Raw genomic sequence first — 9971 nt, forward strand, 5'->3', positions numbered from 1 at the left:
ATCAAACGTTTGATTAAATACGAAATATTTATGTGATATACTAATTAATCGTTTGATTAAAAAGTAAAGATAAATAGAAACTCCCAACCATTGGGCTAAATTAAATATCAATCATTAATATAGTATACTAATCAAACGTTTGGTTAAAATTCAATCAAAAATGTATTATATTAATTAATCGTTTGATTTAATCACAGTCAAAATTACGATATACTAATCAATCGTTTGATTAAATGTAATGGGTTTAAATCGATTACTATAAAAGGATGTCTCGAAAGGGTATGACCCTTACTCTTGAGACATCCTTTTTCGTTAAATCCTTACCTACTTTATTGTGATGGAAAAAACAGATCTTTTCTACCCACCATCCAAACTTTTATGAACCTGTTGAACGATAGTGCCTGACACCCAATTGCCAGATGAGAAAGCAAGGCAGGATAAATAGGCTTCCCATTACAGGAGTCAACATATGAACTAGGTCACTTCCGCCTGCTTTTCCGAGAATATACTGCAGCGGCAAGTAATTTACTGTTCCAAAAGGAATGACAAAGGTGAAAAAGCGGGCGACCCATTTTTGATAAATATTTAATGGGTATTGTGCCATCTCCCTGCCGCCGTCAGTAAAAATATTCGCTACCTCGAGTCCCTGCACAGTCCAAAAACACATAGTGGCAGCAAGCATATAGATACCTGTAAAAATAAACACACCGCTTGTGATCATCAGCGCAAGGGTAATAGCTTTAGGTACACTCCACTCAATGGGAAGATTGCTTAAGGCCCATATTAAAACAATGATACTCTGGAGCAGTCTGCCAAATCTCGTAAACTCAAACTTTGAGCCGAGGACCTGGATAAAGGTACTGCGCGGCCGGACAAGCAGCCGATCAAAATCTCCCTTAACAATTAAACTAGAAAAAGTATCAAATCCGCGGGCAAAACATTCGCTCAAGCTGAAGGCCATATGGATGACCGCGAAGCAAAGCGCCACCTCAAAAAATTGCCAGCCCTTTATTTGCCCAAACCGCTCAAACAAAAAGTAAAGACCAGCAAAAATGGAAAAAGGAATAAAAAATTGACCAATAGAAAGCAGCCAAAATGAGGTGCGGTATTGCATTTGTGATTTAAAGTGGATTAGCAGATATTTAAAATATAGGCTCAACCATGTCAACCTCCTTGGACCACAACTTTTTTTAGTGCACCGTTAAGAGCCGTCCTTCCTAGCAAAACAAGAACAGTGAGATAAGCTAGCTGAATGAGAATACCAATGACCGCATCGTCCTCTGGGATATGCCCCGAATAGACCCGAAACGGGAAATCCGCCGTCCAGCGAAATGGGAGTAAATAAGCAATTTTTTGCAGCCATACTGGCATCAATGGAACAGGAATAACTAATCCGGCAAAAAATTCACTAAGGACTCCAAATACCAGGAGTGACCCCATAGGCGACAATGTGATGAAGACGGATATATATAAGAACATGGATATTGCGACTAACAGCAGCAAGCCCAATAGCTGTGCGCTTAAAAACAATAAAAATGTGGTTATACTAGTCGGGGGTTCTAAGTTGTATGGTTTAGGCAAAAGAAAGGCAACGATTAATATGGGGAAACAGCGTAAAAACACACTTGACAGCCGCTGGGCGAGGAGCTTGGCATACCAAAATCCGTAAAGTCCGCTCGGCCGGCAAAGCTCATAAGCAATATTCCCGCTTGTAATGAGATCAAATAGTTCATTATCGCGAAACCACATCATGACAAAGACAAGAAATGCCTGCTGGAGCCATATGTATTGAATTAATTCTTTTAAGGATATCGGCGGTGTATGGGAAGCTTGTTTATAGAATGCTTCAAATACCATAATACTGATAAATCCCCAGAAAAATTGCGTCGCCACCCCGGCAAGTGCTGCCGCCCGATACTGCATCCCCATGCTAAGCCGCAGTTTTAAAACCGATATATACACCTTCATATTTGATACTCCTTGTAAAGCTGAACGATAATATCCTCTATCGGCAGTGCCTCAATCGCGACATCCATCAGCTCTACTTGGTTCGATAATTGGGTGATGACATCAGAGGTTTTTAACTGATCTGTATCGATGCTTAGCACTACGCGCTCCGGTGTCCACGATAGTGTAGCGGCCCCGGGGATTTGGATGGGGTTTGTATTTTTTCCGTAATCCGCTGTGATGGTTTTATGTGTGCCAAACCGCTGCCGTAATTCTTCTAAATAACCGCCGTATAATACGCTTCCTTTCCCTATCAAAATAACACGCTCGGCCAGTGCCTCAATATCATTCATATCGTGGGTCGTAAGGATGACGGTGACTCCCTTTTCCTTATTAATCGTTTTGATAAACTGGCGGACGGCGATTTTCGAAACCGCATCCAGTCCGATGGTCGGTTCATCTAAAAATAGTATTTGGGGATTGTGAATGAGCGAAGCTGCAATCTCGCAGCGCATCCGCTGACCTAAACTTAATTGACGGACGGGTGTATTCACGATTTCTTGCAGTTCTAGCGTTTCGATGAGTAGGTCGATCGTAGATTTATATTCTTATTGCGGAACCTTATAAATGTCTTTTAGCAGTTCAAAAGAATCCATCACCGGGACATCCCACCATAGCTGGGAGCGCTGCCCGAAAACAACTCCGATATTTTTTACATACTGGGCTCTTTCTTTCCAAGGTGTAAACCCCATAATCGTACACTTCCCGGTGTCAGGCACCAAGATTCCGCTCATAATCTTAATCGTCGTCGATTTTCCTGCCCCATTCGGGCCGATATAGCCAACAATCTCTCCTTGATTAATAGAAAAAGAGATGTTCATTAATGCATCAACAATCGTATGTTCCCGAAAAAAAAGAGCCTTAGCTGCCTGCCGCAGCCCGGTTGAACGCTTGGCAATCTTGTAGGATTTAGTAATTCCCTCTAAGTGTATCAATTCGATTTCCCCCCTGCCTTTTTTAAGTCACAGAGGAAAATAATAGCATTCAACCTCACTTGCGTCAAGAATTTTCAAAATATTTTTTAAAATATACCACTGTTGGTATTTCAATAGAAAGTCAAAAAACATTTCCCATTCTCTTTGAATTAATTATCAATATCGCTATTCTTCAGATCTTGCGGCACATCATTTTGTTCATGTGAGGGACCGCCATATAGTTGAGAAATCTCTTTTGCCAATTCATCTAAAAATTCATCTGTTAATAAGAGGTTCTTATTGCTAGACATAGTATCCATCCTATCCTGATATGAAATACCATTATTATTGGCTGATCTCCAGATTACATTCATGGATTTACATTGTTTCAATCGTAAAAAAATTGATTTTTTCTTAAAAATTTTTATTTACTTTATCTACACACGGGAGTATGATAAAAAACGGTTTCAAATTTCTAAAATCGCTGAATCCTTATGGTACGGGGGAACCTTTTTATGGGCTGATTTTAATATCCCAAGGGGTGAATCCTTCTAGGTAGGGCTACTCAATGGCCCGAATCCGACAGCTAACCTCGTAAGCGTTATATGAGAAGGAAGGTGGAGCTTGTGCGACATAAAAAATAATGTCTGCAGGTCTATTCATTAATGACTTGTAGACTTTTTTATTTTTTTTAGAAAATCCCTTATTTTCGGGGTTTTTTTAGATAAAAAGAGAACAATATTTTTATAACTATTCGGCGGTGAACAGCTTTGATTACTTCTATAAAGAGACTATTAATTGGCCGTCCTTTAAAATCAACGGCTTTAGGGGAACAAAAACTTTCTAAAACAAAAGCATTAGCGATCCTTTCTTCGGATGCATTATCTTCCGTTGCCTATGGTCCGGAACAAATATTGATTGTCCTTGTTACATTGGGTTCCGTAGCCTTTTGGTACTCCATTCCAATTGCTATCGGAGTCTTAATCCTACTAGCTGCATTAATTCTATCCTATCGCCAGATTATCTTTGCCTATCCACATGGTGGAGGAGCGTATGTGGTTTCAAAGGAAAATTTAGGGATTAATCCAGGACTAGTAGCAGGAGGATCATTATTAGTTGACTATATTTTAACGGTCGCAGTGAGTGTCTCTGCTGGCACCGATGCCATTACATCTGCTTTTCCAGCCTTACATGCATATAATGTAGCTATTGCGATTTTTTTCGTCCTGCTTATTACAATCTTGAACTTAAGAGGGTTAACGGAGTCTGCCTCGATTTTAGCCTACCCTGTTTATTTATTTGTGTTTGCCTTATTTATATTAATTGGAGTCGGGCTATTCAATGTCTTAACGGGTAAGGTTTCACCTGATTTGCATGCTCCTCTTGGTACACCTGTAGCAGGAATCAGTCTCTTTCTTCTCTTAAAGGCCTTTGCATCTGGCAGCTCGGCACTTACAGGTGTCGAGGCCATATCCAATGCCATTCCAAACTTTAAAGACCCAGCTCCGAAAAACGCGGCCAAAACGTTAATGGCCATGGGGACTTTGCTTGCTTTACTTTTTTCTGGCATCGTATTTTTAGCCTATTATTATGGGATTGCTCCTAGTGCTAAGGTGACGGTCGTCTCACAAATTGCGGAGGACACCTTTGGACGGAATCTAATGTATTACTTTATCCAAGGGACAACGGCGTTGATTTTAGTCCTTGCTGCCAATACAGGGTATTCGGCTTTCCCATTACTGGCTGTGAATTTAGCAAAGGATAAATTTATCCCAAGAATGTTTACCATTAGAGGTGACCGATTAGGATACTCCAATGGAATTATCATCCTTGGAGTTTCCTCAATCATTTTGATTTTGGCTTTTAAAGGAAAAACAGAACATCTAATCCCGCTTTATGCAGTTGGAGTGTTCATTCCTTTTACGCTGTCGCAAACAGGAATGATGTTGAAATGGCTTCGTGAAAAACCTAGCGGATGGATAGTAAAGCTAGTTATTAACACAACAGGGGCATTGATTAGTTTTACTGTTACCATCGTATTCTTTTTAACCAAATTTACTCAGGTTTGGCCTGTGTTAATTTTCTTACCAATTATCATTTTTGTCTTCCATAGAATAAGGACGCATTATGATGCAGTAGGCGACCAACTACGGATCACCACTTGTGAGCCTGCTGTCCCAATTGAAGGGAATGTAATCGTTGTACCTGTTGCTGGTATAACGCACGTGGTAGAAAACTCAATCAATTATGCTAAATCTCTTTCACCTGACCAGATTATTGCTGTTTACGTCTCCTTTGAAAGAGAGGATGAAAAAAAGTTTGAAGAGAAATGGAAGAAATGGCAGCCCGATGTGCGGCTTGTAACACTTCACTCTCATTATCGAAGTATCATTCAACCATTAACCAAATTTGTCGATACGGTTGAACATAAAGCGAGTGAATCAAATTACCAAGTCACAGTGATCATCCCACAATTTATTCCAAAGAAAGGCTGGCACAATATTCTCCATAACCAATCAAGCTTACTGATACGTGCATTCCTCCTATATCGGAGAAATGTCATCATCACGACGGTCCCTTATCATTTGAAAAAGTAACATCAAATGGTTATCAGAAAGTCTGTAGGCTGGGTCCGTAAAAAGATTTTATTTGTAATTGAATTTAAAAAAAGCTAACGTAACATTTTTATAAAGTGTTACATTAGCTTTTTTTATAATAATGAGTCATTGTTTTTAACAAAGTTAAATCGATTTGATCGTTCAATTCTTTCTCTAGCTTTTCCAGGTCTTTATCAAAGAAGTTCGCATGACCTTCTCTTCCGTCTGATAATGGTTAACCGGCTAAGCTGCCCCACAGCCTGCCATTCCAGCTCAGAAGCGATGATTTACCTGGAAAAATCAGCGTGAGACATGGTGCTGCTGATTTAATGCTTATATTGCCGCTTTTCCGGATGATCTTTTTTCCTCTAATTCCTCACAGCACCTTTCATTCTTAAAAATCACTTTGTTAATTTTCTTTTAAATACGAAATAATACATACTAAGCGGCCACCATAGTACACAAAAAATCGGGTAAACCGCCCAGATAGTATCTGGTGTGGATATCACATTCACGCAGATAAAGAAGACACTGATGAGCAGGCTCGCATGGATGGAGAATTCAAAAAATGTCTTTTTCTTTGTATGAAAAATGGCAAGCGGCCACCACAATACTACAAACGCTGGATAGATCACCCAGGGATATGCTGGTGATAAAAGAACATTAAGAATGGAATAGTATAAAATGATGCTTATACTTCCTGCCAGTGCAACGGTCATTGTTCGTGCACGCTTTTCTAAATGAACAAGGATTGGCCACCAGAAAATTGGATATATAGCATATATAGACCATGGGTACTGCGGTGAATTAATATAATTTTCAACAGTCAAAAATGCTATAATAAGTGCACTATAAGTAAGGGAAAGTTGTTTGTGTTTCCCATTCTTCACACTGTACAACCCGATTGGCCATAACAAAAGCACAAAGGAAGGATAAATAAACCAAGGATAATCGGGACTGGTTAAAAAATTGACTAGCATTAAAAAGACAATACTCATTACACTTCCGGCTACCGCAAAACCTACATCAAATTTTTTCATTGGTCTCCCTCCCCCTTACTTTGAACGTAACCAAGTAAAATACATCGTTAATGGCCACCATAATACCGCAAATGTTGGATACACAAACCAAATTGTATGTGGTGAATATGAAAAATTAATAAAAATAAACAGAGCAATTATAAGCAGACTGCCCCAGATGGAGAACCCTAAATTTAATTTCGTCATGTTTTTTTTCGCTGGCTGCTTTACACCCAGCTCCTTTTTTAAATCTTCAATATCCCCAAAATCTACGATTGCTTTATTAATCGCATCCTCCTCTTCCTTACCTTGTTCCATTAAATCCAACACTTTTTCTTCAAGGTTTTCCAAAACTTCCTGCTTAAGGGCCTTCTTTTGTTCACTTTCCGGTACATCTTTAAATAGATCGTCCACATGATTTTTTAACTTTTTCACTTTAATCCCTCCATAAATAAATCGATTACTTCCTTGGTTTCTATCCATTCATCAATCATTTCTTTTAAATATGCCTTTCCGAGCGTGGTGATCCTGTAATACTTCCTTTTCCCACCTTGAGAAACACTTCCCATGTACGACTCAATTAATTCCTTTTTCTCAAGTCGCTGAAATACAGCATAAAGTGTTGCCTCTTTTATCTGGAATCGATTGTCTGTACGTAAGCTAATTTCCTTCGATATTTCATAGCCATACCTGTCTTGTTCAAAAATCAAGCGTAAGATAATCGAATCCAAATGACCACGAATAATATCGCTTCTAATCATGTTTTCACTTCCTTGTTTCATTCACTATTCTACCTGATAGAGTAATTTTACTTGAAATTACTCTATCTGTCAAAGTAATATGTAAAAAAGTTTTTTGTTGCTGTTTGGGTATTTCAGTGAGTAAAAATCGGGGATATTCATTGAAAAACTGGTATGAAGCACCGCATTGAATAGACAGGCACCCATCCCTTTTCTTTTCACAAAAAAACACCTCTAAATATTAGGGGTGTTTGATCAATATTTCACTTCATTTAGTTTTTTCTAAATTGAAGCTAATTGGCCTTTAACATCTGTCATTTCTGCTGTTATTAAGCGTTATTGCTGGGCTGACTCTTTTGTAAATCGATCGAATCAGCAGCGAGTGCAATTGTAATTTACGATTTTTATTTCTCCATAACACATTTTACAAATTCTATATTGGCTGAGCTATTGGCTTCCCAATCATTTATCTTTTCTTTCAGATTTTCGAGGAGCATTTGCATTACAATTATCAATTATGTAATGCATAAATTCTAGAGTGTCACTGATACGTTGTTTCTTAGAATCACAGTAATGGACATTTAACCCTTTTCGAACACTGATCGCTTCATTTATGAGTCCATGCCATCTTTTTGGCATATGGTTTATTGCATATTCGCAGGCCCCAACTTTTGAAATGACTTTATGTTCTTTGATTGTATAGAATTGTCGCAACATCCCTGAAACTGACCATTGTATTTCCCAATCTATTATTTTGTTAGGCAGTAGAAATACCATTTTTTTATACTTTTCATTTTTTTTCATCCTATTTAACCAATAAGTATTCATATTGCTTAAACAATAGTCAACCAGAATACGATCATCAATCTCAAAATCGAAGGAAGGTATCTCTTGGCCAAAGATGGTAATTCCCTTGTTTTTTAGAATCCACCACGTAATTGGATTCGTAACCTGTTCACTCCACTCCACCTTGCCATCGTTTGTATATAAACGTTTGTGGAGATCTGCTTTTCCCATGTCTTCCCACAAAAGATAGCATCCGTCCATACCAGTCTTTTTGTACTTCGCAGCTAGTTCTTGATGGAGTTTGGACAAAGCTTTTACCTCTGCTTCGCTCAATTGACGGTTAATGATCGCAACGAAATCAATATCGCTAGATTCATGAATATAGGCATCCAGAGCAATTGATCCGTGTATATAAAGTCCCTCAAGAGTATTGGGGATCCGCTCATGAAAAACAGCAATATAATGACGAAGAATATTTTGAATTGGCATTGGGATTTTTGTATCCATACGGTCTGCACCTGCCCATAACTTATTTTCACATAAATTAATCTTAACTAAAAATATGTCAAAAGTAACCAATTTTTAAAATGGGTTCTATTATGCAACGGGGACTGAACCCAGAATTTTTGGAGCCTGATACAGATTCATAAAAAAGTTAACAAAATATTCATTCCTTTAGGACAACCTCGACCGTATTTTTTAATAAGATGAACTTGAAGTTTTGAAAATTAAGAAAGGAAGTGGCATATGTCGTATAAACCTCGTACTGAATCCACCGAATTAATCATTTTGAGATTCTTAAACACCAGAATGACCTTGTCTGAAAAAGACAAGCATCACTATTTCAGCCTTAAAAAGGGCTATGAAGGTGAGATAATGTTTGATTCCTTGACCGAAAAGCTTTCATGTGAATGCTTAATCTTAAACGATTTGCTACTTAAGGTAAACAACACTACTTTCCAAATCGACTCGCTGATTATCGTTTCAGAAACGATTTATTTTTACGAAGTGAAAAATTATGAAGGAGATTATTTTTACGAGTCAGAGAGATTATACAAAAAACCCAAAACTGAGTATACTAATCCACTGCACCAATTGAATCGAAGCGAATCCCTGCTCCGCCAGTTACTCCAGAAACTTGGGTATAAATTCCCCATTGAGGCTCAGGTCGTTTTTATCAATCCCGAGTTCACTCTTTACCAAGCACCCCTGAACAAGCCGATTATTTTCCCAACACAGGTAAATAGTTATTTAAAAAAATTAGATACGGCACCATCAAGACTAAATGGAAAGCACAAAATGCTGGCTGACAAATTAATTTCCCTTCATATAGGAGAATCTCCTTATACAACCTTTCCTGCTTATGATTATGAGCAGCTGCGAAACGGGATTACTTGTGCTGCATGCAACTCGTTTTCGATCTCTGTCAGCGGAAAGAAATGTGTGTGTGGTGATTGTGGGCACGAAGAGTTGGTTACATCTGCCGTTTTGCGAAGTGTGAAGGAATACCAGCTTCTTTTTCCTGGTCGAAAAATTACTACGAATGATATTTTTGATTGGTGTCGAGTGGTGGAGTCCAGGAAGAGAATAAGCAGAATTTTAGAGAAGAACTTTAAAATTGTAGGGGTCGGTCAGTGGGCTTATTATGAGTGAGGATTTTTACATTATAAAAATTGTATTTTGTTGACTTTTTTTCTAAAGAATTTTTTATAGAGGACAAAGTTTTCTATTCTCTTATTGAGTTTTGTCCTCAATAGCACTTATTAAAGACATTACTACTACTTACCTGGGTAGTTTTGTCTTTAATGGGGCTTTTTAAAGACATTTTCTTCTCTTACCTAGGCAGTTTTGTCTTTAAGAGCACTTATTAAAGACATTTTCTCCTCTTACCTGGGCGGTTTTGTCTTT

The 9971-nt window shown here is 38.2% G+C and carries 9 protein-coding genes, 1 pseudogene and 1 riboswitch; of the genes and pseudogenes, 2 read left to right on the forward strand and 8 right to left on the reverse strand.

The window, feature by feature from the left end; translation table 11 throughout:
• Positions 1-376 precede the first annotated feature (376 nt).
• The 4 genes and pseudogenes from V7150_RS22405 to V7150_RS22420 all read right to left on the reverse strand — a co-directional run bounded on the left by V7150_RS22405 (position 377) and on the right by V7150_RS22420 (position 3232).
• Positions 377-1159, reverse strand: a complete 783-nt coding sequence (locus tag V7150_RS22405) for an ABC transporter permease (protein ID WP_335522637.1) — start codon at positions 1157-1159, stop codon at positions 377-379.
• Positions 1160-1164: 5 nt separating this feature from the next.
• A complete protein-coding gene (locus tag V7150_RS22410) occupies positions 1165-1968 on the reverse strand; it encodes an ABC transporter permease (RefSeq protein WP_335522639.1) in 804 nt (267 codons plus the stop codon).
• Positions 1965-2828: pseudogene (locus V7150_RS22415) on the reverse strand (ABC transporter ATP-binding protein). Before V7150_RS22415 ends, V7150_RS22410 begins: the two are co-directional and overlap by 4 nt.
• A gap of 263 nt (positions 2829-3091) precedes the next feature.
• Positions 3092-3232: a bacitracin ABC transporter ATP-binding protein gene (locus V7150_RS22420; RefSeq protein ID WP_335522641.1), complete on the reverse strand. Its 141-nt coding sequence runs from the start codon at positions 3230-3232 to the stop codon at positions 3092-3094.
• Between the two features lie 161 nt (positions 3233-3393).
• A riboswitch (cyclic di-AMP (ydaO/yuaA leader) is annotated at positions 3394-3538 on the forward strand.
• A 153-nt stretch (positions 3539-3691) separates the two neighbouring features.
• On the opposite strand from V7150_RS22420, the gene V7150_RS22425 reads away from it, so the two are divergent.
• A complete protein-coding gene (locus V7150_RS22425) occupies positions 3692-5518 on the forward strand; it encodes an APC family permease (protein ID WP_335522643.1) in 1827 nt (608 codons plus the stop codon).
• A gap of 401 nt (positions 5519-5919) precedes the next feature.
• Here V7150_RS22425 and V7150_RS22430 read toward each other — a convergent pair whose 3' ends face one another.
• The 4 genes from V7150_RS22430 to V7150_RS22445 all read right to left on the reverse strand — a co-directional run bounded on the left by V7150_RS22430 (position 5920) and on the right by V7150_RS22445 (position 8570).
• Positions 5920-6558, reverse strand: coding sequence for a hypothetical protein (locus tag V7150_RS22430; RefSeq protein ID WP_335522645.1), 639 nt, complete (start codon positions 6556-6558; stop codon positions 5920-5922).
• A gap of 15 nt (positions 6559-6573) precedes the next feature.
• Entirely contained in the window at positions 6574-6972 is a 399-nt protein-coding gene (locus V7150_RS22435; protein ID WP_335522647.1) for a permease prefix domain 1-containing protein, read from the reverse strand.
• Positions 6969-7298, reverse strand: coding sequence for a PadR family transcriptional regulator (locus tag V7150_RS22440; protein ID WP_335522653.1), 330 nt, complete (start codon positions 7296-7298; stop codon positions 6969-6971). Before V7150_RS22440 ends, V7150_RS22435 begins: the two co-directional genes overlap by 4 nt.
• A 441-nt stretch (positions 7299-7739) precedes the next feature.
• Positions 7740-8570 carry an aminoglycoside adenylyltransferase domain-containing protein gene (locus tag V7150_RS22445; RefSeq protein ID WP_335522649.1) on the reverse strand — a complete coding sequence of 277 codons (831 nt, stop codon included), beginning with the start codon at positions 8568-8570 and terminating at the stop codon, positions 7740-7742.
• Between the two features lie 240 nt (positions 8571-8810).
• On the opposite strand from V7150_RS22445, the gene V7150_RS22450 reads away from it, so the two are divergent.
• Positions 8811-9716 (forward strand): nuclease-related domain-containing protein, encoded by a 906-nt coding sequence (locus V7150_RS22450; protein WP_335522651.1) that lies wholly within the window; start codon positions 8811-8813, stop codon positions 9714-9716.
• Positions 9717-9971 lie beyond the last annotated feature (255 nt).

Origin of the sequence: Neobacillus drentensis (genome assembly GCF_036965245.1) — a bacterium.
GTDB lineage: Bacteria > Bacillota > Bacilli > Bacillales > Cytobacillaceae > Neobacillus > Neobacillus drentensis_G.